Annotated in this window: 21 protein-coding genes and 1 pseudogene; 14 read left to right on the top strand and 8 right to left on the bottom strand. The window is 63.4% G+C overall.

Translation table 11 applies throughout. From position 1 onward, the window contains the following. The 3 genes from CKW06_RS22055 to CKW06_RS22045 are packed head-to-tail and all read right to left on the bottom strand — an operon-like array spanning nt 1 to nt 2,349. Complete coding sequence (locus tag CKW06_RS22055) at nt 1–600, bottom strand: DUF6436 domain-containing protein (protein ID WP_005411479.1); 600 nt, start codon at nt 598–600, stop codon at nt 1–3. Continuing rightward, a complete protein-coding gene (locus CKW06_RS22050; RefSeq protein WP_005414763.1) occupies nt 600–878 on the bottom strand; it encodes a hypothetical protein in 279 nt (92 codons plus the stop codon). The genes CKW06_RS22055 and CKW06_RS22050 overlap by 1 nt, the downstream gene beginning before the upstream one ends. Nucleotides 879–933: 55 nt before the next feature. After that, the gene (locus tag CKW06_RS22045) at nt 934–2,349 is read right to left on the bottom strand and encodes an aminotransferase-like domain-containing protein (RefSeq protein WP_024957989.1); all 1,416 of its coding nucleotides are present in this window, start codon (nt 2,347–2,349) and stop codon (nt 934–936) included. A gap of 183 nt (nt 2,350–2,532) precedes the next feature. Between CKW06_RS22045 and cyoA the strand changes: the two genes are divergently transcribed. From cyoA to CKW06_RS22020, 5 genes are read left to right on the top strand one after another with little or no spacing between them, the layout of a single operon-like run. Then, nucleotides 2,533–3,438 (top strand): ubiquinol oxidase subunit II, encoded by a 906-nt coding sequence (gene cyoA / locus CKW06_RS22040; protein ID WP_024957988.1) that lies wholly within the window; start codon nt 2,533–2,535, stop codon nt 3,436–3,438. 5 nt (nt 3,439–3,443) lie between these two features. Then, nucleotides 3,444–5,420 carry a cytochrome o ubiquinol oxidase subunit I gene (cyoB, locus tag CKW06_RS22035; protein WP_005411475.1) on the top strand — a complete coding sequence of 659 codons (1,977 nt, stop codon included), beginning with the start codon at nt 3,444–3,446 and terminating at the stop codon, nt 5,418–5,420. Further along, a complete protein-coding gene (gene cyoC / locus CKW06_RS22030; protein ID WP_005414759.1) occupies nt 5,417–6,052 on the top strand; it encodes a cytochrome o ubiquinol oxidase subunit III in 636 nt (211 codons plus the stop codon). Before cyoB ends, cyoC begins: the two co-directional genes overlap by 4 nt. A 1-nt stretch (nt 6,053) precedes the next feature. Then, nucleotides 6,054–6,386, top strand: a complete 333-nt coding sequence (gene cyoD / locus CKW06_RS22025) for a cytochrome o ubiquinol oxidase subunit IV (protein ID WP_005411473.1) — start codon at nt 6,054–6,056, stop codon at nt 6,384–6,386. Nucleotides 6,387–6,397: 11 nt separating this feature from the next. Further along, on the top strand, nt 6,398–7,078 hold the full coding sequence (locus tag CKW06_RS22020; protein ID WP_024957986.1) for an SCO family protein: 681 nt from the start codon (nt 6,398–6,400) through the stop codon (nt 7,076–7,078). Nucleotides 7,079–7,218: 140 nt separating this feature from the next. Here CKW06_RS22020 and CKW06_RS22015 read toward each other — a convergent pair whose 3' ends face one another. Both CKW06_RS22015 and CKW06_RS22010 read right to left on the bottom strand, forming a co-directional pair. Next, entirely contained in the window at nt 7,219–7,797 is a 579-nt protein-coding gene (locus tag CKW06_RS22015; protein WP_024957985.1) for a hypothetical protein, read from the bottom strand. Further along, nucleotides 7,797–9,563, bottom strand: a complete 1,767-nt coding sequence (locus CKW06_RS22010; RefSeq protein ID WP_024957984.1) for a S8 family serine peptidase — start codon at nt 9,561–9,563, stop codon at nt 7,797–7,799. The genes CKW06_RS22015 and CKW06_RS22010 overlap by 1 nt, the downstream gene beginning before the upstream one ends. Before the next feature lie 250 nt (nt 9,564–9,813). Between CKW06_RS22010 and CKW06_RS22005 the strand changes: the two genes are divergently transcribed. The 3 genes from CKW06_RS22005 to CKW06_RS21995 all read left to right on the top strand — a co-directional run bounded on the left by CKW06_RS22005 (nt 9,814) and on the right by CKW06_RS21995 (nt 12,076). Continuing rightward, nucleotides 9,814–10,224: a hypothetical protein gene (locus tag CKW06_RS22005; protein ID WP_224481904.1), complete on the top strand. Its 411-nt coding sequence runs from the start codon at nt 9,814–9,816 to the stop codon at nt 10,222–10,224. 108 nt (nt 10,225–10,332) lie between these two features. Then, the gene (locus CKW06_RS22000; protein WP_005411469.1) at nt 10,333–10,773 is read left to right on the top strand and encodes a DUF2231 domain-containing protein; all 441 of its coding nucleotides are present in this window, start codon (nt 10,333–10,335) and stop codon (nt 10,771–10,773) included. Continuing rightward, entirely contained in the window at nt 10,766–12,076 is a 1,311-nt protein-coding gene (locus CKW06_RS21995) for a PQQ-dependent sugar dehydrogenase (protein WP_024957983.1), read from the top strand. Before CKW06_RS22000 ends, CKW06_RS21995 begins: the two co-directional genes overlap by 8 nt. Before the next feature lie 147 nt (nt 12,077–12,223). On the opposite strand, the gene CKW06_RS21990 is transcribed toward CKW06_RS21995, so the two are convergent. Next, complete coding sequence (locus tag CKW06_RS21990) at nt 12,224–12,874, bottom strand: exopolysaccharide biosynthesis protein (protein WP_012481491.1); 651 nt, start codon at nt 12,872–12,874, stop codon at nt 12,224–12,226. Between the two features lie 149 nt (nt 12,875–13,023). Between CKW06_RS21990 and yidA the strand changes: the two genes are divergently transcribed. Then, nucleotides 13,024–13,857, top strand: coding sequence for a sugar-phosphatase (gene yidA, locus CKW06_RS21985; protein ID WP_024957982.1), 834 nt, complete (start codon nt 13,024–13,026; stop codon nt 13,855–13,857). 15 nt (nt 13,858–13,872) lie between these two features. Here yidA and CKW06_RS21980 read toward each other — a convergent pair whose 3' ends face one another. Next, nucleotides 13,873–14,406: a hypothetical protein gene (locus tag CKW06_RS21980; RefSeq protein WP_231910831.1), complete on the bottom strand. Its 534-nt coding sequence runs from the start codon at nt 14,404–14,406 to the stop codon at nt 13,873–13,875. Nucleotides 14,407–14,709: 303 nt separating this feature from the next. Here CKW06_RS21980 and CKW06_RS21975 point away from each other — a divergent pair, with 303 nt between their 5' ends. Together CKW06_RS21975 and CKW06_RS21970 are read left to right on the top strand one after the other, a co-directional pair. After that, complete coding sequence (locus tag CKW06_RS21975) at nt 14,710–17,028, top strand: TonB-dependent receptor (RefSeq protein ID WP_024957980.1); 2,319 nt, start codon at nt 14,710–14,712, stop codon at nt 17,026–17,028. Between the two features lie 177 nt (nt 17,029–17,205). Continuing rightward, nucleotides 17,206–17,592, top strand: coding sequence for a hypothetical protein (locus CKW06_RS21970; protein WP_024957979.1), 387 nt, complete (start codon nt 17,206–17,208; stop codon nt 17,590–17,592). 195 nt (nt 17,593–17,787) lie between these two features. On the opposite strand, the pseudogene CKW06_RS21965 reads toward CKW06_RS21970, so the two are convergent. Then, nucleotides 17,788–18,384 (bottom strand): annotated as a pseudogene (locus CKW06_RS21965) (ATP-binding protein); the annotation flags it as partial. 40 nt (nt 18,385–18,424) lie between these two features. Between CKW06_RS21965 and CKW06_RS21960 the strand changes: the two are divergent. From CKW06_RS21960 to CKW06_RS21950, 3 genes are read left to right on the top strand one after another with little or no spacing between them, the layout of a single operon-like run. After that, on the top strand, nt 18,425–19,546 hold the full coding sequence (locus CKW06_RS21960) for a tyrosine-type recombinase/integrase (protein ID WP_032964226.1): 1,122 nt from the start codon (nt 18,425–18,427) through the stop codon (nt 19,544–19,546). Next, a complete protein-coding gene (locus CKW06_RS21955; protein ID WP_024957977.1) occupies nt 19,543–21,165 on the top strand; it encodes a hypothetical protein in 1,623 nt (540 codons plus the stop codon). Before CKW06_RS21960 ends, CKW06_RS21955 begins: the two co-directional genes overlap by 4 nt. A gap of 2 nt (nt 21,166–21,167) precedes the next feature. Next, the gene (locus tag CKW06_RS21950; protein ID WP_032964222.1) at nt 21,168–22,970 is read left to right on the top strand and encodes a hypothetical protein; all 1,803 of its coding nucleotides are present in this window, start codon (nt 21,168–21,170) and stop codon (nt 22,968–22,970) included. Nucleotides 22,971–23,306 lie beyond the last annotated feature (336 nt).

Below are 23,306 nucleotides of genomic sequence, written 5' to 3'. Positions count from 1 at the left end.
TCAGCGCTTGGCCTGCCAGGGGCAGTAGCAGCCCACGGCAAGCAGTCCCTTTGGGCGCACGGTCTCGCCGCGCACCAGTCTGTCCAGCAGCGGTTCGACAAAGCTGTTGGCCGAGTTGCAGACCATGCCGATGCTGTACGGCCCGGCATAGGCGAGGTGGCCCTGGCGATCCCAGATGGCTACGGCGGGGCTGGCCGGGATGTGTTCGATGCCATCAATGGTCGGCAGGTTGATCACCTTGTTGCGCAGCGGCTCGGGCAGCTCGCCCTGGGTACCGGGGCGGCGGATCGCATAGAAGTCGATGCCGGCGCGGCGGTACATGCTGATCAGGTAGCTCAGGTGCGCACCGGTCTCGCGGTTGCACACGCTGCAGGCCGGGTCCCAGAAATGCACCACGCGGATGCGGCCGGTATCACCGGCCAGATCGGCCGGCAGGCGCAGCTGCGAATCGTCGAAGACGATGGCCTGTTCGGTGAAGGTGGACTGCGCGCTGTAGCCGAAGTACTGCCACAGCGCAGCCGCGACGCCAGCCATGAACAGGCAGGCGAGGGCGATCATCGTCGGCAGCAGCCTGCGGCGACGCGGCGCGGCTGCGCCCATCAGGAATCTTCCCGGCCGAACTTGTGCACGTACTGCTTGCGCATCTCGCGGCAGGAATCGGCCTGCGCGCGGCGCTGGATCTCGCTACGCGACGGATCCTCGCTGCGCTGCACGCACTGCTCGATGGCGTGGCGTTCGGCGGCCTGCACGTCCACGGTCTGCGGCTGCAGGCAGACCCAGGCCAGCGCGGCCAGCATCAACACCACAAAGCCACCGCACCCGGCCATCACCAGGTGGAACTTCAGTTTCTCGGCGCGCATCGATGCACGTCCCTTCATCCATACATTGCATACAAAATATCATCTTGTATGGATTAAGTGCCATGCACCCGGTTCAGACGATGGCGTTGTGCCGGGCCTCGGGGGCTTCGGACAGAATCTCGTTCAGCTTGGCCAGCGCCCCGGCCAGCGCGCCCTGGTCGACCGCGCCGCCCAGCGACAGGCGGATCGCGTTGCCCGGCGGCGGCTCTTCCACGCTGAAGGCATCCGAGCTGGCGATGCCCAGGCCCTGTTCCTGTGCGGCCTGGATCAACCGGTACTGGTCCAGCCGTGGCGGCAGCGGCAGCCACACATGCAGGCCGGCCGGATGCGCCCGGGCGCGGGGCGGCAGGAACTGCGCGGCAATCGCCTGGCGCTCGCGCAGTTCCTGCTGGAAGCGCTGCACCATGTCCCGGGCCTGGCCGCTGCGGATCCACTGCGACGCCACCGCCACCATCGACTGGGTCGGCATCAGTGCGATCGCACGCAGGGCGTCCAGCACCGGTTCCATCGGCTCGCCGGCCGGCACCACCAGGTAGGCGGTGCGCAGGCCCGGCGCCAGGCACTTGGACAGGGTGGAGATGTAATACACCGGGCTGCCGGCATCGCGGTGGGCGGCCAGCGGTGGCGCGGCGTCACCGGCCAGCAACCAGTAGGGATCGTCTTCGATCACGGTCAGACCGTGGCGCTCCGCCACCGCCAGCAGGGCCTGCCGGCGCTGCGCCGACATCGTTGCCGTGGTCGGGTTCTGGATGGTCGGCACCAGGTACAGCAGGCGCGGGCGGCGTAGCTGGCAGGCCTCCTCCAGCGCGTCCGGCAGCATGCCCTCGGCGTCCATCGCCACCGGCACCACGCCCCGCTGCAGCACGCGCGCGGCGGCCAGCAGGCCCGGGTAGGTCAGCTGCTCGGCGGCGATCAGCTCGCCCGGCTGGGTGCGGGCCAGGATCAGCGCGCACAGCGCGGTCTGCGCGCCCGGGCAAATCACCACCTGGTCGGCACCGACCGTGCCCAGCATTGGCGCCAGCCACTGCACCGCGGCGGCGCGGTCCTCACGGGTGCCGGCGCCGACGTGATAGCTCATCAGTTCGCCCTGGCCCAGCTGCTGGCCCACGTGCTGGAAGCCGGCCTCCATGCCCTGTGCGAACGGCGCGCTGCCCAGCAGCGGCGGGATGTTCATGCTCAGGTCCACCGAGGTGCTGCGGTTGCCGGCCGACAGCGCGATGAAGGTGCCGCCGGCGCCCTGCGCGTCGAGCAGGCCGGCCTGGCGCAGCTCGGCGAAGGCGCGGGTGACCGTGGTCAGGTCCACGCCCACCTGCTGGGCCAGGTCGCGCTGCGGCGGCAGGCGGTCGCCCGGGCGCAGCACACCGTCATCCACCGCCTCGCGCACCTGCTGGGCAATCTGCAGGTACAGCGGGCCGGCGCCCTCGCGGAAGGGGCGAACCCAGGTGCGATTGGGGTGTTTCAGGCGGCGGCCGGCTGCAGGTGGCGTCATCGGTCAGTTTTTTCCATACGTACAGATGCACAAGTCCATACAATGATGTATCTTGTATGGGCTTGATTGGAGTGGTTCGCCTGCTTGTAGGCGACCTCGTACCCACAGTGTAGCCGCTCCACGCCCGGGCGCTGCGCGCAGGCGAGCCGGTCAAGCGCGCTTCTTCAACAGGGTTGACCTCCAATGAATATCTGCTGGAACCGCATCCGCCTGGCGCTGGTCGCCCTGGCCTGCGTCGGCCTGTCGGGCTGTGACTGGGTGCTGCTGGATTCGAAGGGCATGGTCGGGCTCGCCCAGCGCGACCTGATCCTGATCTGCATCGGCCTGATGCTGATCGTGGTGATACCGGCCATCGTGCTGACCTTCGTATTCGCTTGGCGCTACCGCGCTGGCAACACCAAAGCGAAATACACGCCGGACTGGTCGCACTCCACCAAGGTGGAAATCGTGGTCTGGGGCGTGCCGCTGATCATCATCGCGGTGCTGGCGGTGATCGTGTGGAAGTCGACCCACGAGCTGGACCCGTACAAGCCGCTGGACGTGGCCGGTGAGCCGCTGCACGTGGACGTGATCGCCACCGACTGGAAATGGGTGTTCGTGTATCCGGATCTGGGCATCGCCACGGTCAACCAGCTCAACTTCCCGGCCAACCGCCCGCTGGCGTTCAACATCACCTCCAACTCGACGATGAATACCTTCTTCATCCCGCAGCTGGGTGGGCAGATCTACGCGATGGCCGGCATGCGCACGCAGCTGCACCTGATCGCCAACGAGCCCGGCCAGTTCCGTGGCATGTCCGGCAACTACAGCGGGCATGGCTTCTCGAACATGAAGTTCATCGCCACCGCCAGCAGCAACGAAGACTTCGAGCGCTGGGTGGCCGAGGTGCGCAACGCGCCGGCCGCGCTCAGCTTCACGCAGTTCAAGGCGCTGGCCGCGCCGTCGAAGAACGCACCGGTGCAGCACTTCTCCAGTGTTGAACCGCTGCTGTTCAAGAAGGTCATCGACCAGTTCATCGGCGTCGGTGAGAACACCGCTGCTGCTACCCCGGCGGGCGCTGCCGGCGGTGCCCAGGTTTCCCAGGAGTAACGAACATGTTGGGTAAATTGACGTGGGAGGCCGTGCCACTGCACGAGCCGATCGTCGTGGTCACATTGGCGGCCATGGTGCTGGGCGGCCTCGCGCTGCTCGGCGCGGTGACGTACTTCAAGCTGTGGGGTCCGCTCTGGCGCGACTGGTTCACCACCGTGGACCACAAGAAGATCGGCATCATGTACGTGGTGGTGGCGCTGGTCATGCTGGTGCGTGGCTTTGCCGATGCGCTGATGATGCGCGCGCAGCTGGCGGCGGCCGGGCCGGGCAGTGACGGCTTCCTGCCACCGGAGCACTACGACCAGATCTTCACCGCGCACGGCGTGATCATGATCTTCTTCGTGGCCACCCCGTTCGTGGTCGGCCTGATGAACATCATCGTGCCGCTGCAGATCGGTGCGCGCGACATGGCGTTCCCGTTCCTCAACGCCTTCAGCTTCTGGATCTTCGTGGTCGGCGCAGCGTTGATGATGATCTCGCTGGGCATTGGCGAATTCGCCATGACCGGTTGGGTCGCCTATCCGCCGCTGTCGGGCATCGAGTTCAGTCCAGGCGTGGGTGTCGACTACTACATCTGGGCGTTGCAGGCTTCGGGCATCGGCACATTGCTGACCGGCGTCAACCTGTTCATCACCATCCTGCGCATGCGTGCGCCGGGCATGACCCTGATGAAGATGCCGGTGTTCACCTGGACCGTGCTGGTCACCAGCGTGATCATCATCGCCGCCTTCCCGATCCTGACCGTGGCGCTGGGTGCGCTCACCCTGGACCGCTACCTGGACTTCAACTTCTACACCAACACATTGGGTGGCAACCCGATGATGTACGTGAACCTGGTGTGGGCCTGGGGCCATCCGGAGGTGTACATCCTGGTGCTGCCGGCGTTCGGCATCTTCTCCGAAGTGACCGCCACGTTCGCGCGCAAGAAGCTGTTCGGCTACAAGTCGATGGTCGGTGCCACGCTGGCGATCGGCATCCTGTCGTTCATCGTCTGGCTGCACCACTTCTTCACCATGGGCTCCGGTGCCAGCGTCAATGCCTTCTTCGGCATCATGACGATGATCATCGCCATCCCCACCGGCGTGAAGATCTTCACATGGCTGTTCACCATGTACGGCGGCCGCGTCGAGTTCAGCGTGCCGATGCTGTGGACCATCGCCTTCCTGGTCACCTTCACCATCGGTGGCATGACCGGCGTGCTGCTGGCCATCCCGGGCGCGGACTTCCTGCTGCACAACAGCCTGTTCCTGGTCGCGCACTTCCACAACACCATCATCGGCGGCGCGCTGTTCGGCTACCTGGCCGGCTTCGCCTACTGGTTCCCGAAGGTGTTCGGCTTCACCCTCAACGAGCGCCTGGGCAAGTGGTCGTTCGCCTGCTGGGTGATCGGCTTCTACCTGGCCTTCATGCCGCTGTACATGCTGGGTTTCATGGGCATGACCCGCCGCATGAACCAGTACGACAACCCGGCGTGGACGCCGTACCTGATCGCCGCCTTCATCGGTGCACTGTTCGTGTTCGCGGGCATCATCCTGATGCTGGTGCAGATCTACGTGAGCGTGCGCGACCGCAAGCGCAACCTGGACCTGACCGGCGACCCGTGGAACGCACGCACGCTGGAATGGGCCACGCCGTCGCCGCCGCCGTTCTACAACTTCGCCGTGGTGCCCAAGGCCGATGAGCTGGACGCCTTCCACGAAGCGAAGAAGCGCGGCCTGCCGCCGCCGCCGAAGAAGTACGCACCGATCCACATGCCGAAGAACACCGGCGTGCCGCTGATCCTCAACATCTGGATCCTGGTGCTGTGCTTCGCCCTGGTCTGGCACATCTGGTGGATGGCCGCGGCCAGCTTCATCGCGATGATCGTCACCCTGATCGTGCGGTCCTACGACGAGGATGTGGACTACTACGTCAGTTCCGAAGAGGTGGCGCGCACCGAAGCGGCCAACCTTGCCAAGCTGAAGGAGGTACGCGCATGAACCTGTTGACCCGCCCCGAGCTGGCCAGCGACACGCAGGCACACGAGGACCACCACGAACACGACCATGGCCACGAACAGGGCGGCATGAAGGTGTTCGGCATGTGGGTCTACCTCATGTCCGACCTGGTGCTGTTCGGTTCGCTGTTCGCCTCGTACGCGGTGCTCAGCACCGCCTACGCCGGCGGCCCCACCGGCAAGGAGCTGTTCTCGCTGCCGTTCGTGATGGCCGAGACCTTCCTGCTGCTGGTCTCCAGCATCACCTACGGCCAGGCCGTACTGGCGATGCATCGCCACGACACCTCGGCGGTGCTGCGCTGGCTGGGCGTGACCTTCGTGCTCGGTGCCTCGTTCATCGGCATGGAGATCTACGAGTTCTCGCACCTGATCCACGAAGGCGCAGGCCCCAGCACCAGTGCCTACCTGTCGGCGTTCTTCGCGCTGGTCGCCACCCACGGCCTGCACGTGGCCAGCGGCCTGATCTGGATGGCGGTGGTCATGCACCAGGTCTACCGCCGTGGCCTGACCCCGACCAACATCACCCGTGTGTCGTGCCTGAGCCTGTTCTGGCACTTCCTGGACCTGGTGTGGATCTGCGTCTTCACCTTCGTCTATCTGATCGGAGCCTTCTGACATGGCCCACGTCGAAACTTCGCGCGCCGGCAATGCGCACGGCTCCACCAAGTCCTACCTGATCGGCTTCGTGCTGTGCGCGCTGCTGACCGTGGTGCCGTTCGCACTGGTGATGAACCCGGTGCTGTCGCGGCCGCTCACGCTGTTCCTGCTGGTCGGCTTCGCGGTGGCGCAGATCCTGGTGCAGCTGGTCTATTTCCTGCACATGGACCGCAAGTCCGAAGGTGGCTGGAACCTGGCCAGCTTCGTGTTCACCCTGGTGATCCTGTTCATCATCGTCGCGTTGTCGGTGTGGATCATCTGGAGCATGCACTACCACATGATGATCAACTGAGCCTGCGAACCGTGAAAGGCATCGCGTTCCCCCAATGTGGCCTGCGGCTGGCCGCAGGCCTGCTGCTCGGCCTGCTGGCCGGCTGCAGTGCGCAGTCGCGCATGGACTTCTACTCCAAGGACATCGCCTGCGAAGAGCTCGGCCAGCAGTGGTCGATGCCCGACAGCCACGGCACCGTGCGCGGCCCGAAGGACCTGCAGGGGCAGGTGACCTATCTGTTCTTCGGTTTCACCAGTTGCCCGGACGTGTGCCCGACCACCATGGTCGAGCTGAGCCAGGTCAAGCACCTGATGGGCAAGGATGCCGACCAGCTGCAGGTGGTGTTCGTCAGCGTTGACCCGGCCCGCGACACGCCGGAGGTCGCGCGCACCTACGTGGAAGCGTTCGACCCCAAGGCGATCGCACTGGTCGGCAACGAAGCGCAGCTGGCGGCGATGGCCAGCGACTTCAAGGCGTTCTACGAAAAGGAACCCGGTCAGGTACCGGATACCTACACCATGAGCCACATTGCGGGCGGCTACGTGTTCGACCGCCAGGGACGCCTGCGCCTGTTCGCGCCCTATGGCATGCCGGTGGAAAAGCTGTTCTCGGACGTGCAGCGCCTGCTGCTGGAGCCGGCTCATCCGGCCGCCGGCAACGACGCACTGGCCAGCTGCCACCTTAAGCACAGCGACGCACTCGCCGCCCGGTAATCCCAGGCCATGCGCGGCTGATGCCGCCTGTTCGTCGCGCCCGCTGCCCCGGTGGGTGCCGACCGTTGGTCGGCACGCCCCCCACACCAATCCCCCGGCCGGCCAGGAGAGCCAACCGGCCGGGGGCGCCACTCAACGCCTTACTTGGTCTCTTCCCACTGCACCACGTCCGGCTCGGTGGCGCGGATACCGGCGGTGGACAGCAGCCTGGTGGTCGCATCCAGTGCCGCGTTCACCGACGGATACTCCACGATGGCCTGGCCCGAAGCCTTCGACACCTTCACCACGGTGCCACCGGTGGCCGTAGCCGCGCGCTGGGCCGATGCCGCATCGGTGAAGAACACCTTGACCCGCGAGGTCGCCACCACCGGCGCTCCGTCGCGGGAGACCGCCGCCGCGAACTTGCCGGCACCGGCATCAGCAGGCGCGGCCGCTGCGCCATCCAGCGAACGCTTGGTACGCGAACTGGTGGTCGCCGCCGCCGGCGGGGTGATCGTGAACTGACCGCCGCTGGCCTGCTTCACGGTGGTCGAGGGGGATAGCTGGAAGCGTGTGCCGCCCACATCGAACGAGCGGCCGGTAGCGAACGCCTTCAGTTCCTGCGCATCCACGGTCGACAGGGTCCTGGCTGGAGGGGTCTGCCCCGAGCTCTGTGCCCAGGCAGGAGAGGTCATCGCCGCGAAGGCGAGCGTGCTCAACAGAATGGTGGTCTTCATCATCAGTGCCCCAGAACGCGGATCTTGAAGAATTCGAGGTTGCCGCGCGAAGCTGCGGTCGCGGCCTGCCCCATGTCGGTCACTTCCAGCGTCCAGGTGCCGCTGGCATTTTCATCCAGGAAGGCATTGCTGGACAGCAGGTCCCAGCTGGTGAAGTTGCTCTGCGCGCCACCCGTGCCCGAACCGATCGCGGTGAACGCCGGTTGCACCACGCTGCGGGTGCCGCTGGGCGACACCAGCACGAACTGCAGCTGGCGCGTGTTGCGGTGGTTGACCCGGAAGCCCAGCTGCACGCTTTCGATGTTGCGCGCGCCGTTGGCCAACTGGAAGGTCAGGCGTGCGGCGGCAGCCGAGGTGTTGCCGATGGCCACGGTACGCGTGGTGTTGCGCCAGCCGCTGTCGACCAGCGCACCGAGCGACTGGAAGTTCTCGGCGACCTGCACTGCACGTGCAGCGTTGACCACGCCGAAGCCATACCAGTTGCTGTAGGCACGGCCGGCAGCATTCACCGTCCAGCCCGGTACCAGCGTGCGCCCGTCGGCCAGCGTCACCGCCGGCTGGTTCGGGTGGTTGCGGGTGGCGGTGGTGGCCAGGATGTACTTCACATCGCGATAGGACAGGTTCGGATTGGCTTCCAGCACCAGCGCCGCCACGCCCGACACCATCGGTGCCGACGCGGACGTGCCGTTCATCTTGGCGGTGTAGTTGCAGGTGCTGTCGATGGCCGACAGGTTGCTGTCCAGCGTGTTCTGGCGGTTGGTGTTCTTGTTGCTGCCCTGCGCGCACCCGGTCACGTCGGTGGTGACGATGGCCGGGTCGTAGGCGCGTGCCACCAGGCCCGGGGCGTACTGCGCCTGCAGGCCGTACTCGCCGCCAAAGGCCGACACCCACAGCGCCGAGCCGGCGGAGGAATACGACGAGCGCACGCCATCGGCGCGCACCGCGCCTACGGTGATGACGTTGAACAGGTTGTTGCGCGGGTCGCGGCCAGCCGGCACGCAGCCGGTGTTGCGGTTCTTGGTGTCGGTGGTGCAGACATCCTGGGTCTGGCTGATCGAGGCATTGTTGAAGTTGTTGCCGGCCGACTTCACGTAGATGCCGCCGCGACCACCGCGCGTACCCGACAGGGCTTGCTCATACGAACGAATCGTGTTTTCGCTGTACGCCAACGGCAGGTTCGGATTGCCCGGGCCGGCGCCCCAGCTGTTGTTGAACACCTGCACGTCGGCCGACTCCGCGCCGTCCCACCAGGCGTACTCGATGTTGCTCTGCTGGTTGCCCAGGGCTGAGCGCGAAATCGGGTTGAAGCCCTTCAGCGTCGCCGCCGGGGCCACACCGCGCACGCCCAGGTTGTTGGCGCCCACCGCACCGGCGATGCCACCGACCATGGTGCCGTGGTTGTCGACATCCGGGTTGGTCGGGGTGGGGTTGTTCGAGCCATTGGTGAAGTTCTTGCCGGCTACCGCGGCCACGTTGGCCGCCAGGTCCGGGTGGGCGATCTGCAGGCCATCGTCGACGATGGCGATGGTGACGCCCTGGCCACGGATGCCATTGCGGAACAGGCCATCCACGTTCAGGTCGTTGCCGGCTACCGGCAGCGTGTCGGCCGGGACCGTCTGCCCGGTATTGAGCAGGTGCCACTGGATACCCGCCAGCGGATCGGCCTGTTGGGCCTGGGCGGTGACGGCCAGGCTGCCCAGCACCAGGGCAGTGGCGAGGGCCAGGCGCGCAGAGCGCGGTGGCGCGGAGCGTTGCGTGTGTCGCTTCATACACGAATCCTTCTGTTGTGAATCGGCATGGCAGGACGGCGGGGCGGAACTGCCCCATCGCAACGAGCCAAACGCGACACAACGAACAACCCCCCTACCTCTTCACACAAACAATCTGCGAATGTGCCAATTGCGTCACAAACGCTTAGTACGTCAGGTTATGACAGGGCATTCGAATGCCTTCACGCCATCTTCGCGCGTCTGCTTCGAGGGCCGGAAACGTGGTAATCACATGCAGATGAAGACACGCATGAAGAATGGACGCCAGCGTGCACGTGCGCGCGCAGACCAGACCCCGCTCTCGGTTGCCGCCATCCGCAAGGTGGTGCTGTCCGTGCATACGCGCAGCCACGACTATGGCGACGATGCCGATATCGCCGAGTTGCTGCCCGAGCTGGCCGCATTCGGCATCACCACGGTGAAACCGCTGCGGCTGTTGATGAAGAGGCACCGACGCGCGCTGCTGCAGGAGGAACGGATCGTCATGCGCCGCGCAGAGACGCTGCATCTGCGCACCGAGTGGCGGCTCGGTGGCATAGACGTGCATGCCAACACCAGCCGCTACGCCATCGGCGGCCTGGTCCGCACCAGCATGGAACACGAATTCGGCTTCGAGACGATGCTGCCCTTCCACGAGGTGCGCGAGGACGAATCCGCGTAGCGGGGTGCCTGCGCGGTGGGTGTGGCAGCCCCGCCGGGTATCATCGCGCGCCCTCACATCGCGCTGTGTTACTACAGCCCGTGCACCCTTCCGCATCGGAGCACGATGATGGTCAACCCTCTGGCCCAGGCCCATCGCGGCCTCGGCACCACGCTGTTCAGCCTGTTGAACCCGATACCCTTCGGCTTCTTCGTCGGTGCACTGATCTTCGACGCGATCTACCTCAACAGCGCCGAGGTGATGTGGGGAAAGGCCGCCGCCTGGCTGATCACCTTCGGCCTGCTGATCGCCATCCTTCCGCGCCTGATCAACCTGTTCGCGGTCTGGCGCCGCAACGGCACGGCCACCCGTATCGACCGCATCGACTTCTTCCTCAACCTGGTCGCGGTGGTGCTGGCCATCTGGAACGCCTTCGTGCACAGCCGCGATGCGTATGCCGTTGCAGTGCCGGGCACGATCCTGTCGGCGCTGACCGTGGCCCTGATCGCGCTGGGCCTGATCCTGCTGTCACTGCAGCCGCCGGTGCTGCAGGGAGGTCGTCATGGCTAAGCACATCCTGCCCACCGTCGCCGCCTTGGCATTGGCCGCCGCCCTGTCGGCCTGCGCCGGCAAGGCCGAGTACCATCCGGCCGACCAGTCGGGCCCGCAGCCGCCGCTGCCCAAGCCGGCCAACTTCCTGATGCCGCCGATGCAGGTGCCCAAGGGCGTTGGCTGGGCTGATGGACAGACCCCCACGGTGGCCGAGGGCCTGAAGATCGAGCGCATCGCCGCCAACCTGCAGCATCCGCGGCGGCTGCTGACCCTGCTCAACGGCGATGTACTGGTGGTGGAAGGCAACGGCCCCGGCGAAGAACCGGTCACCACGCCCAAGCAGTGGATCGCCGGCAAGGTGAAGGCGCGCTCGGGCAAGGCCGGCAAGGGCGGCAACCGGGTCACCCTGCTGCGCCGCACGCCGGGAACGAACACCTGGACCCAGCATGTCTACATCGAAGGCCTGCATTCGCCGTTCGGCATCCAGCTGATCGGCGACACGCTGTACGTGGCCAACACCGGCAACATCATGCAGTACCACTACGTGCCTGGTGAAACCCGCATGTCCGACAAGGGCCGCGAGTTCACCGACCTGCCCAGCACCATCAACCACCACTGGACCAAGGAACTGCTGGCCAGCCGCGATGGCCGCAAGCTCTACGTGGGCGTGGGCTCCAACAGCAACATCACCGAAAATGGTCTGGCCGTCGAGTACCGCCGCGCAGTGGTGCTGGAAGTGGACGTAGCCACCCGTGGCAGCCGTATCTTTGCGTCGGGCATCCGCAACCCGACCGGCCTGGACTGGGAGCCGAGCACTGGCACGTTGTGGGCGGTGGCGAACGAACGCGACGAGATCGGTGCCGACCTGGTGCCGGATTACCTCACCTCGGTGAAGGAGGATGGCTTCTACGGCTGGCCCTACAGCTACTACGGCCAGCACGTGGACGAGCGCGTGCAGCCGCAGCGGCCGGACCTGGTGGCCAAGGCGATCACACCGGACTACGCCATCGGCTCGCACGTGGCACCGCTGGGCCTGTTGTTCTACACCGGCCAGGCATTGCCGGCGCAGTACCACGGCGGCGCCTTCATCGGCGAGCACGGCAGCTGGGATCGTTCACCACTGAGCGGCTACGAAGTGGTCTACGTACCGTTCAAGGACGGCAAGCCGACCGGGCGGCCGCAGACCGTGGTCAGCGGCTTCGCCTCGAAGGACGAGAAGACGCTGATGGGTGCGCCGGTGGGCATGGCGATGGACGCCGAAGGCGCGCTGCTGGTGGCCGACGACGTGGGCGACGTGGTGTGGCGGGTGTCGGCCAAGTAGCTGTGTAGCGTCGAGCCATGGCCGAAGAACATCCGGTAGAGTCGACTGTCAGTCGACTCGCGAGCGCAGCGCGTGCTTCCCCGGTAAGCAGCGAAGGGCAGCCGACTCCACCCTGTCGAGTCCGCCCTGCCGGTTCTGCCACCGGGTTCAGCGTGCCCGGAACCCGCTGAACACCGACTCGGCGGCAAACCCCATGCCACCCAGCAGCACGCCGAAATACACCACCGTGGCCACCACGAAACCATAACCGGCAGCCACCGCCGCACCATCGCGCTGGATGAAGCCAATCGCAAACGACATCAGTGCCAACGCGGGCAAGGTATTGCTGAAGGGAATCGGCCCAGCCGGGGCCATCAGCAGCAGGGTGGCGAACACCAGCATCAGGTTGTTCAGGCGCATCATCTTCTTCGAGCGCACCATCACCGCCAGCCGCATCGGCCGCGACAACCGCTCCATGCGGTGCACCCACTTCAGCGCACGGCCGAGGTTGGCCTTCAGCTTGTCGGTGGCGATCTCGCGGCGCGCCAGTTTCTGCGGTACCCACAGCGGGCGGTTGCGCACCCGGCTCAGGCCGATCAGCAGGATCGAGGCGCCAAACACGGTACTCAGCCCCGGAATCGACACCGGAATAATGAAGATGGCCGAGAGCAGGATCACGATCAGCAACAGGCCTTCATCGCCCAGCGCACTGAGCAGGGTGCCGACCCTCACCTGGTCGCCGGGCAGCTCGTCGATCATCTGCTCGATCTGCTGGGCCAGGGGGGCGCTGTCGTCGGTTTCGGGGGCACGGTAGGTCATGCGTCGCAAGCTTCTCCAGGGAAGGGCGGTCAGCGGGCCGTCCTGCGGTGGGGGACGCACAGGATCCTGCAGTATCCCGGCCAACGTGGGCAAAGAGGTGAACCGGGCATGAGGGGTTAAACTGGCGTGCCCCGCACGAGTTGAACGCAATGGACATGGGCCGCAGGCAATCGACCATCGAACTGGTCGCCATCGACATGGATGGCACCCTGCTGGACCCGTCGCACCAGCTCACCCCCCGCGCCAGGAAGGCCATCGCGCAGGCGCGGGCGCTGGGCGTGCACATCGTGCTGACCAGTGGCCGCCCGGTTCCGGGCCTGGCGCCGTACCTGCACGAGCTCGGCATCACCGGCAACGACGACTACTGCATCGCCTGCAATGGCGGCCTGGTGCAGCGCGTCGGCACGCGCGAAACCGTGGTCGAGTATCCGCTCAGCTTCGACGATTTCCTGTTCTGCGAGCAGGTGGCCCGCGAAGTGGGCGTGCACTTCCAGGCGCTGGACAGCCAGCGCATGTACACGCCCAACCAGGACATCAGCTACTACACCGTGGCCGACTCGCATCTTTCGCGGATGCCGCTGTCCTATCGCCGCGTGGAAGACATGGACCCGTCGATGTCCTTCATCAAGCTGATGATGATCGACGAGCCCGAGGTACTGGATGCCGCCATCGCGCGCCTGCCCAGCGAACTGACCGAGCGCTTCGCGGTATTGAAGAGCGCGCCGTACTTCCTGGAAGTGTTCGACCACCGCGCGGGTAAGGGCCCGAGCCTGCAGAAGCTGGCCGAGCACCTGGGCATCGACCGCGCCAACGTGATGGCCATCGGCGACCAGGAGAACGACTTGACCATGTTGCAGTACGCCGGCACCAGCGTGGCGATGGGCAATGCCATCGATGCGGTGAAGGCGGTGGCGCGGTTTGAGACCAGCAGCAATGCTGATGACGGCGTGGCGCGCGCCATTGAGACCTACGTATTGCGTTGAGGCGCCAAGCGGCGCTCAGCGCCTCAGGCCCAGCACGCAGTGCGGAGCATCGCGCTGGCTGCGGACGATGATCTCCTGCGCTCCTACGGTGAGCGAATGGTGCTGCTCGTGGTTCCGCGCGATCAATGGCGCACCATGGCTGGGTGGATAGATGAATGGCTGCAGGGTGTAACGCATAGCCAACCGCTCCAGTGGGAAGCATGGCGTATCCACGAACGTGACGAACAGAAGGCGGATTTCATCGTCCTTGCCGCGTATAACGCGATACTCCACGTTATCGATGGCAAAGCCATCGGCGGTCAGCATCGGCTGTGACCGGTAGATGCGCGGTCCTGCATCCTTCTCAAATGAAAACGGCGCGATGATGCCCAGCTCATGCAACTGGGCCGGGCTGATCGGCGACGGCGTGGTGACGAGCGCGTCGATCAGGGCATCCAGCCGCTGTGGGGAACGCACTTCAACTCTGTCGTGCGATAGCGCAGTTTCCATGCACGAAAGCGACATCATGCCAACGGTGGCTATTGCTTTCCAGGTGGTCCAGCGGATCATCAAGGCTCCTGTCAATCTGGAATCGGGTATCTGAAGATACCGGACAGGACGATACCTGCGTATAGCCGCGCTGTACCACCGTGCAATAGCGAATGCGGCAGTGCGATGCAAGAATTCCGCACGTCGAAATCACCCCATCGAATTCTGAGGCAGAGGATCGTCTTCCTCTGCCACTGACCGGCGCGCACTACGCCGTCACTCCCTCAACGCGATCGCATCGCCAGCCAGGGCGCCGACACCGGTGCTGCAACGCGCTGGGCGTGCGCCTGCGCCGCTCTCTCCCTGCACCCTGGATCTACTGCCATGAACACCCCACCCACGACGCGCCTCGCCCTGGCCATCATTGCTGCCATCGCCGCACCTGCGTACGCCGCAGAAACGCACGATGCCGCGCACGACTCGCCCACCACGCTCAACGCCCTGCAGGTGATCGCCACGCCGCGCGGTGCGGCCGTGGCACCGACCCAGGTGGTCGGCCCCAACCGCTACATCATCAAGGCCGAAGACCTCGACGCGATGGTCACCGGCAACAACGGCCTGGCCATGCTGAAGCAGGTGCCGGGCGCGAGCTATACCGCCACCGACGGGCTGGGCCTGGATATCTCGGCCACCAGCCTGTTCGTGCGCGGCTTCCGCATGAACGAAATGGGCATCACCTTCGAAGGCGTGCCGCTGAACGACAACGGCTTCCTCTCGCTCACCGGCACCAGCGTGGTGAACGTGGGCGTGCCCGATGGCATCGGCGCGATCACGGTCAGCCCCGGTGGCGCACCGGTCAGCGTGTTCTCCAGCAGCGTCAACGGTGGCAGCCTGGAATACCGCCTGCGCGAGCTGCAGGACACGCCCAGCCTGCGCGTGAAGCAGGGCGTGGGCAGCAACAACACGTTGGTCACCACCGTGTCCGGGCAAAGCGGCCAGCTCGGTGAGCACGGCCCGAAAGTGCTGGTCGACCTGCAGCGTGTGTCCGCCGACAAGTACCAGGGCGAGGGCACCCAGAACTTCCTGCGCGGCGACCTGAAGCTGCAGCAGGATGTTGCCTGGGGTGACTTCACCGTGTTCCTGTCCGACAGCAAGGCCAAGGTCTGGGGCTACAACAACATCTCCTTCGACATGATCCGCAAGCTGGGCTGGAAGGCCGACATCTTCTATCCCGATTACGCGTGGGCTTGGTACGTGGCCTCGCCGGAGAACGCGGACAAATCCTGTGGCGCCTACACCTGCGGTGAGCTGTCCGAACTGATTCCGTACGACACCGGCCAGACCACCCGCGACCGCGTGTCTTCGATCAACCATCGCTTCCAGATCAGTCCGGCGCTGAGCGGCAACGTGCAGCTGTACAACGCCAACAGCCACACCCAGGCCACGTTGACCGACCCGACCGTACCGTCGCCCAACGGCGCGCCGTTCTCCGAACAGGTGCAGACACCGCGTGTGAATCGGCTGGGTGGCATGGTCAACCTGCAGTTCGAGACCGGCGCGCACACCTTCACCGCCGGTTTCTGGCAGGAGAAGAGCAAGGCCGCCGCCAAGACCGAGTGGTACCAGCAGCCGCTGCTGGGCGAGGGCCCGCCGCTGAAGGCCACCGGTCCGTTTGATGTGTACGGCCCCGCGTTCAAGACCGACAACGCATCGAGCTGGGTGACCCGCTCGCGTCAGTTCTACCTGCAGGACGACATCGTGTTGAACGACACGCTGAAGCTGGGTGTCGGCTTCAAGGCCGTGGATTTCCGCACCAGTGGTGGCGGCCTCGGTGATGCCAAGGACCGGCCGGTGAACGGCACGCTGCGCGCGAAAAGCAACTTCCTGCCGCATGTCTCGCTGTTCTGGAGCCCGACCGAATCCACCGATGCCTTCATCGACCTGGCCAACACCATGAACGGCTACCGCGTCGCCCAGCGCGGCAACATCGGCTACACCGCCTCGGCCTGGACCATCACCGACCAGGAAGAGTTCGATCGCGTGGCGGGCACGCTGCGTCCGGAGAAGAACTGGAACCTCACCGTGGGCGCGTCGCATCGCTTCGACCGGCTGACGATCACCGGCGACGTGTTCTACAACGACATCCGCAATCGCCTGCTGTCGGCGGCCATCGGCACCCAGTTCGCACAGATCAATACCGTGCGGCTGATGCCGAAGATGCACGTGATCGGTGCCGACCTCGGCATCACCGCCGATCTGAGCGACCACCTGCAGTTCTACCAGGGCGTGGCCGTGGCCCGTTCCTACTACGACAGTGACTTCGTGGTGGGCGACACGGTGTACCCGATCAAGGGCAACGCCCAGCCGGGTTACCCGCAGATCTCGCTGGTCAGCGACCTGTCGGCGCACTTTGGTGACTGGCGCTTTGGTGCCACCAGCACCTCGTACCTGCGCCAGCCCTTCACCTACGAGAACGACATCCGCGTGCCGACCTTCTGGCAGGTCAACACCTATGCCGCCTACCGCTTCGGTGCGGACAGCGCCGTGCCCGGCCTGGAGCTGCGGCTGGACGTGAGCAACCTGTTCAACCGCCACAACATCGGCACCGCCACCATCGCCGGCTCGTCGTTCTCGGGGGATTACCAGACCCTGCAGCGCAGCGCGCCACGGCAGCTGATGTTCAGTACCTCGAAGGCGTTCTGAGGCGATGAGGGTGGGGTCAGAGCCCTTTGCTGCGCAAAGGGATCCGACCCCGCAGCCACCCCGTGATCGGGGTCATACCCCTTTGCGCAGCAAAGGGCTCTGCCCCCCAAAACCCGCCTAGAAACCCGCCTTGCGCAAACAACAGGGGTTTTCTGGCGGCGACGCAAGGTTCCCACAATGTTGCTGGGTCATCCTGTTGGCATGGCACAGCACAACCCGCGAACCCCGTTGTTCGGCATCCGGGGCCCAGGACGGCCCCGGCAGGCTCTGTCCGTGGCGCCGGCTATCGATCTGCAGGCCGAGTACCAGTTCTGGCAGGTCTACGAACGCGTGGTCCGCCCGCTGCCCGGCGGTGGGCTGCCGCAGGCGTGGCTGGTGTGCCAGAAGGTGTACCGGGACCGGTGGCAGCACCCGGACGACAGCGACGAGGCGGCGTTGTCGCGGGTGCTGTTTGGCGGGAACATGACGGCTGACCGGGCGTCGGAGCTGGCGGAGCTGCACGCGCTGGTCAGCCGTCGGGTGGCGTCGCTGGCGAAGCGTGGGCGGGTGGATTCCGCGGCGTGATGCGCGGGGGCGGCCCCGGCGTGCCGAGCTGCCATGACCCGCTCCGGCATCATCGCACCATCCGTCGCCATGACCCGCTCCTGGTAGAGTCGACTGTTAGTCGACTGCTCTTCGCGTCGGCCCACCAAGATACCGCGCTTCGCGCGCGAGTCGACTAACAGTCGACTCTACCAACGACCACTCGGAACGGTGTTCCTAGGGCTTTCCCCGATCCAACTGCCGATACCCGATCGCCTCAGCCAGATGCGTGGTCTGGATCACCTCGCAACCCGCCAGATCCGCAATCGTGCGTGCCACGCGCAGAATCCGGTGCATCGCACGTGCGGAAAGCTGCAGGCGCTCGATGGCCTGTTCCAGCATGTCCTGATCGCTTTCGCTCAGCTTCGTGCACGCCCGCAGCGCCGCCGGCGGCAGATGTGCATTGAGCGCGCCACGCGCCTGCTGCCGGGCATGGGCGGCTTCTACCCGTGCACGTACCGCAGCACTGGGTTCACCCAGCGGCGTGCTTTCCCGTAGCTCCACCGCATCCATGCGCGCCACACTGATATGCAGGTCGATGCGGTCCAGCAGCGGGCCGGATACGCGCGCGCGGTAGCGGTTGATGCGCTCATCACCGCACAGGCAGCGGTTGCTGCGGTCGCCAGCCCAGCCGCAGGGGCAGGGATTCATCGCCGCCACCAGCTGGAATCGCGCTGGATACTGCACGCTGCGTGCCGCGCGGGCGATGCGGATGTGGCCGGATTCCAGCGGCTCTCGCAGGGTCTCCAACGCACTGCGGTTCCACTCCGGAATTAGGGTAGCATGGTACATGTAAACCCCCGAGGAGTGCTCAATGCATCTGCTGCGGACTTCAGAGATCCCGCTTACCGAGCTGAACAAGCTCATTCCGGCTTCTGCGGCGCTTGAAGAGACTCCCCTCCCGAGACTCGAGCCCCGCTTCCCCCTTCTGGTTTCTGAAGAAGGGCAGCTTCATTGGGGGGCCTTTGCGTTTCTCCTGGACACATTTCGAATCGACTCCACCCGTAGCAGGGAGAAGACGCTCTCCACTTACGCCGAAGGGCTGAAGAGCTGGCTGGAATTCGTCGAATGCAACGGAGGCGACTGGACGAGGCCGACTGCATTGCTGCTCAGCGAGTACCGTCGCTTCTTGTCCGCGGCACCGAATCGAAAGAGAAGACTAGCTAGCGAAACGATCAACCTACGGACGACCACCGTTCGAGAGTTCTACAAGTTTCTGGAGCATTGGGACGGTGAGGGCCTGGCAGACTCAGGCGGGTCCTGGGAGACGGAGCCGATCAAACAGTTCCTCGCTCGAACTAGTCGGCTGCGGCGGGCAAAGGCTTACAAGAGAAAAGTGCGTGCCATGAGTCCGGAGGAGACTTCGCTCATGGCGGCAACCCTGAAAATGCCTTACTCACTGATGTTCCTTTGGACTCTCGGGACGGGCGCTCGTCGCACCACCGTTGCAGATCTCGATCTCACACAGCTTCCAAAGAACGCACTGAATGTCAACTACATCGAGACTCGGATGAAGGGCGGAAAAGTCATCAATCTGGTGGTGACCTCCCGCTTGGCACAACGAACACTCGATTACTGCCAGACAAGTAGGAACAAGGCAGCTGCGAACTCCACTGAGAGAACAAGCCGGGTCTTTCTGAACTCGAGAGGCAGGCCGGTCACATCGAAGTCCTACTACCAAGCCTTCAGGCGAGCTGCGAAAGTGCTTGGCCTGAACGTGACACCGCACATGTCGCGACATACCTTCGCCGCGCATATGAAGAGTCGTCTCGAGGAGATGGAGAGGCGAGGTGCAAACATCAACTCGATCAAGGTCATTCAGCATCTTCTTGCGCACAACAGTGCAGAGACAACCGAGCTTTACTTGGCCTCCGTCAGCTCCATAGATTCAGGCACGCTTAGGGCAATCCTTGAGACAGAGGAGGCATTGGGATGAGTGGCGTCTCGGAGGCCGTCTTCGCCGGCGATGCGCCTGGCGACCCAGTCAACATCTATGACTTCTCCCGGCTAGGCCTTCCCCGCAAGCCCACTCACGCGTTGCTGAATGCCTTCACCGGCGTGACCTCTACTTGCAGGGTGCAGAGTCGAAAGCAAGCATGGGGCTCAATCCGAAAGTTCGCAAACTTTCTGACCGAGCTGGACGGCGACCCGTGGAAGAATATGAGGTCCTCTACGATCTCGCAGAGATACGCGGAGTGGCTTAAGGCGAGGCTCTTGCTAAAGACTGGGGGAAGCCATTTTAACCTGCTTCGACAGATATATGCTTGGCTCGCCACTAACGACACCGAGAACTCGGTGACATGGATGAACATATACTTCCCCCGAGGTCAGTTCCAGAGGGAAGAGGAGTGTTCTCGAGAAAACATCCTTTCCGAAGAGGAGATGCGTGGCATTCTCATCGCTTCAAAGAAGGGGATCGATGAGGTAAGGGCGCGTACAAGGGTGATGGCGTCATTGGCAAATGGAGCTGATGTGCAATGCCTTACAGCCAAGGATAGAGCTGACCTAGATGGCATGCGCCGAGGGATGGCCCAAGGCGTACTCGGAAAGATAAATCTCTGTGCGGCGGGCTTTACGCCATACAGCGTAAAGTACCGGCCTCTAAAGAGGTACCTATTTCTAGAGATCTGCGACTACATCCCATACCTGCTGTACATAGCAATCGAAACGGGCGGGAATCCTGGGGGTTTGATGGCCTTATGCGTTGATTGCATCAGTGATCATGCCGTCGACCCATTAAAGAAAGAATTCACCTGGGATAAATTCAGGGCGACTGAGCAGAGCTCGGCTTCAGTCAGTACCGAAGGTGCGTACGCCATCCCAAAATTGATCGGCGAGGTAGTCGAATTCACTTCGGTACTTCGTATCGCTGCGGGTGCTCGTGCGGACACGGTCTTCCTTAGTTTGTGTCGTGGCAGCATAGGTCGCGTGTCGATTCAGTCATGGCACAACGAACTGGCGCTGTTCATAGACCGGCATGGCCTACCCGACTTCAATTTTGTTGACTTGAGGTTGTCCGGCGCGAGGCTCCTTGGGAATCGAGGCGAGAAGATTGAGCGAGTCCAATCCGAGCTTCAGCACAAGAATTCCAAGACCACCGGCCTCTATATTAGGTCGCCTGAGCGCAAGGGGGCCGCACAAGCGAAATTGTTGGGATTTATGGGGAAGGTAGTCCAGTCCGCAAAAGCGGTGGGCTTGCATCCAAGAAACTACGAGACTACCCAGGGTTACGACTGCACCGACGCGCTCTCAGGTGAAGCGCCCGCATCCAAGAAGGGTCAGAAGTGCCTGGATTTCCTTTACTGCGCCTTCTGCCCCAATAGCGTAGCTGTGCTGGATAGTCCGCGGCACGTTGCACGCATGATTGCTGCTCAACGGGAACTTGACGAAATCAAGAGACTGGCGGTGACCTCTCGTGACGTGGCTGCCAGGTACAAGCACGCGTACGAGAATTCGCACGAAATCCTGTCTGCGTTGCTTGGCAGGGTTACGAAAGTGGTTCTTCGTGAAGCAGAGAAGCTCTCCGTATCTGTCCCTGTTATTGGTCTGGAGTAGCCATGAAATCCTTGCGCCAAGCCACGCCGCCGGTCAGCGAATTGTCTCTCGACGGTCTCGGTATCAACTTCGAGGATGATGAGTGGTTCCTCAGACGAAACGTTATCGACGGGATTGTGGAGACGCGAAGGCTCGATTTCTCGTGCATCCCTGATGGCTGGAAAGTGCCGATAAAGATCTATTTGGCACTTGCTATGCTTGGTAGGCTGGAACGATCGACACGCTATGCTCTTGTCCTCTACGAACGATTTATCGTCCTTAGAAGCTTTGCCGTTTGGTGTTATGAGGAAGGCGTGGATTCGCCAAGCGATCTGAGTCCCGAGCTCATTTGCCCATGGACCGATGCTAGTCGCGCAGTCGGCCGTGTGGAGGCGGGTGCTACTCGGATGCGGGCCAAATTCATCTGTGTCGAGGATTTTCTACTCAACGTGGGAGATGTGTCTGCAGTAGTGCGCGCAGAGATGGTCCGCGTAGGAAAAAGGATGTCGAAGGAGGCATCAGTTGCAGCTAAGAAAAGAAAGGTGGATGACGACCTGAGTGAGCAGGAATGTCTCATGCTCTTGGCAGATGCAATCAAGCTAATAGAGGAAGATGGGCCCACAATAGAAGCCTTCATGGGTGAGGTAATGGCGATAGAGGCTGGGAGGCTGTGCTCAGCAGGCCGAAGGATGAACTCCTTCTACATCGCTAAGCGATCTTTGCCCTTCAATGGTTTCAGGTCAAAAGCTCTAGCTAAGTTGGATCCAAGAGTTGGCTATGGCGAGCAAATAATGCTGAAGATCGCTGAGGGAGCGGCGATCTTCATTATATCTTTGCTCAGTTCCATGAGGCCATCCGAATCTCGTCGGCTCACGACTGCAAGCGTAAAGCCATCCAATGCGCTCGGTATGCCGGCGGGTGCAGAGACCTCCGATTTGATCGAAGGGGTTCTGAGCAAATCTGGTAGGCCGCATGAATGGGTCGCAGCGCCAGCAGTCTCTGACGCAATTGCATTCTTGGAGCGATTGGGGCGCCCGATTCGTGATCATGTCGGGACCGCCGCGCTCTTCGTGCTGAATATGTATAGAGGACGCGGACCGGCTGAAGCTCGAGATGATCAGCGTGGTGCTAGAGTCGATGGCTATGTTGCACTCCGCAGGAGCATGAGAGCATTCGCTGAGGCTAGTATTCCTGGGCTTGATTCTGAGAAATTGAACTTTCGACCATTACGCCGATTCATGGCGCGCTTCATTGCGCGGCGCGACCGCTCGAGTTTGGGTGCTCTGGCATATCAGTACGGACACTTGGAAGCCAGGATCACTGACACCTACTATGTTGGTCTGGATCGTGATCTCTCAACTTTGCTTGAGGAGGAGAACGCAAATGAGGTAGTGAGCGCTATGGATGATTTGATTAGTGCTGAGCACGTCTATACGAACTTGCCTACACCTGTTATCGCGGAAAGCATTTCACGGATGAACGGGGTCTTGGAGCGAGCATCGACAAATCTTGAAGTGATGAGGATGCTGGGTGCCGGTGTGGTACTCGGTCCTTGCGACTGGGGCTATTGCTTCTATCGCGAGGCGCGAAGTCGCTGTGACGGCGATGCGAATGGCCCAAATCCCGGCAAGCGCACTCCTTCCACATGTGCTGGTTGTCTCAACTTTACGGCTACAGCCAAGCACGCCCCTTGGTGGGAGTTGCGAAGGCAAGATCTGATCAGTTTCCTCAAGCTGAGGGGAATTCCCGAGCAGTCTCGTCGCATTGCTGAAGAGCGCCTGGCTTCGACGGAGCTGATCCTGAAGAAAATAGGGAGTAGCCTCTGATGCGCCAGATAGTTCTAGCCGAGACTGAGGCGCAGATTGCTCGCTGGAGGGCGGGTGGCCCTAAGCCTACGGTGGTCTCCATCGCTTCCGCATGCGGTATCAGTAGACAAGCTTTCTATAAATCACACAGAGTGGCCTTGGGCAAGCTCAATGATGCGGTATCTGCGCAGGATGCTCCGAGCGCCCGGGCGGCTGATGCTCTGAAGCTGGAGATGTTGAGAGTCAGATATGAATCTGAGAAGGCGAAAGTGAAGGTACTTACAACGCTGTGTGGGGAGCTGGCCTGCGAGCTGACAGATGTTCGCGAGAAGCTCGCGCAGGAGCGTGCGCGTAGTG

This window comes from Stenotrophomonas maltophilia (genome assembly GCF_900186865.1).
In the GTDB taxonomy this organism is placed as follows: Bacteria; Pseudomonadota; Gammaproteobacteria; order Xanthomonadales; family Xanthomonadaceae; genus Stenotrophomonas; species Stenotrophomonas maltophilia.
The sequence above is the reverse complement of the archived record's forward strand: the minus strand, read 5'-3'. Positions and strand labels throughout refer to the sequence as shown.

Excerpts from the sequence above, each read along its gene's own strand:
- CKW06_RS22055 (WP_005411479.1), bottom strand. The coding sequence starts at position 600 with ATGGGCGCAGCCGCGCCGCGTCGCCGCAGGCTGCTGCCGACGATGATC.
- CKW06_RS22050 (WP_005414763.1), bottom strand. The coding sequence starts at position 878 with ATGAAGGGACGTGCATCGATGCGCGCCGAGAAACTGAAGTTCCACCTG.
- CKW06_RS22045 (WP_024957989.1), bottom strand. The coding sequence starts at position 2,349 with ATGACGCCACCTGCAGCCGGCCGCCGCCTGAAACACCCCAATCGCACC.
- cyoA (WP_024957988.1), top strand. The coding sequence starts at position 2,533 with ATGAATATCTGCTGGAACCGCATCCGCCTGGCGCTGGTCGCCCTGGCC.
- cyoB (WP_005411475.1), top strand. The coding sequence starts at position 3,444 with ATGTTGGGTAAATTGACGTGGGAGGCCGTGCCACTGCACGAGCCGATC.
- cyoC (WP_005414759.1), top strand. The coding sequence starts at position 5,417 with ATGAACCTGTTGACCCGCCCCGAGCTGGCCAGCGACACGCAGGCACAC.
- cyoD (WP_005411473.1), top strand. The coding sequence starts at position 6,054 with ATGGCCCACGTCGAAACTTCGCGCGCCGGCAATGCGCACGGCTCCACC.
- CKW06_RS22015 (WP_024957985.1), bottom strand. The coding sequence starts at position 7,797 with ATGATGAAGACCACCATTCTGTTGAGCACGCTCGCCTTCGCGGCGATG.
- CKW06_RS22010 (WP_024957984.1), bottom strand. The coding sequence starts at position 9,563 with ATGAAGCGACACACGCAACGCTCCGCGCCACCGCGCTCTGCGCGCCTG.
- CKW06_RS22005 (WP_224481904.1), top strand. The coding sequence starts at position 9,814 with ATGAAGAATGGACGCCAGCGTGCACGTGCGCGCGCAGACCAGACCCCG.
- CKW06_RS22000 (WP_005411469.1), top strand. The coding sequence starts at position 10,333 with ATGGTCAACCCTCTGGCCCAGGCCCATCGCGGCCTCGGCACCACGCTG.
- CKW06_RS21995 (WP_024957983.1), top strand. The coding sequence starts at position 10,766 with ATGGCTAAGCACATCCTGCCCACCGTCGCCGCCTTGGCATTGGCCGCC.
- CKW06_RS21990 (WP_012481491.1), bottom strand. The coding sequence starts at position 12,874 with ATGACCTACCGTGCCCCCGAAACCGACGACAGCGCCCCCCTGGCCCAG.
- yidA (WP_024957982.1), top strand. The coding sequence starts at position 13,024 with ATGGACATGGGCCGCAGGCAATCGACCATCGAACTGGTCGCCATCGAC.
- CKW06_RS21980 (WP_231910831.1), bottom strand. The coding sequence starts at position 14,406 with ATGATCCGCTGGACCACCTGGAAAGCAATAGCCACCGTTGGCATGATG.
- CKW06_RS21975 (WP_024957980.1), top strand. The coding sequence starts at position 14,710 with ATGAACACCCCACCCACGACGCGCCTCGCCCTGGCCATCATTGCTGCC.
- CKW06_RS21970 (WP_024957979.1), top strand. The coding sequence starts at position 17,206 with ATGTTGCTGGGTCATCCTGTTGGCATGGCACAGCACAACCCGCGAACC.
- CKW06_RS21960 (WP_032964226.1), top strand. The coding sequence starts at position 18,425 with ATGCATCTGCTGCGGACTTCAGAGATCCCGCTTACCGAGCTGAACAAG.
- CKW06_RS21955 (WP_024957977.1), top strand. The coding sequence starts at position 19,543 with ATGAGTGGCGTCTCGGAGGCCGTCTTCGCCGGCGATGCGCCTGGCGAC.
- CKW06_RS21950 (WP_032964222.1), top strand. The coding sequence starts at position 21,168 with ATGAAATCCTTGCGCCAAGCCACGCCGCCGGTCAGCGAATTGTCTCTC.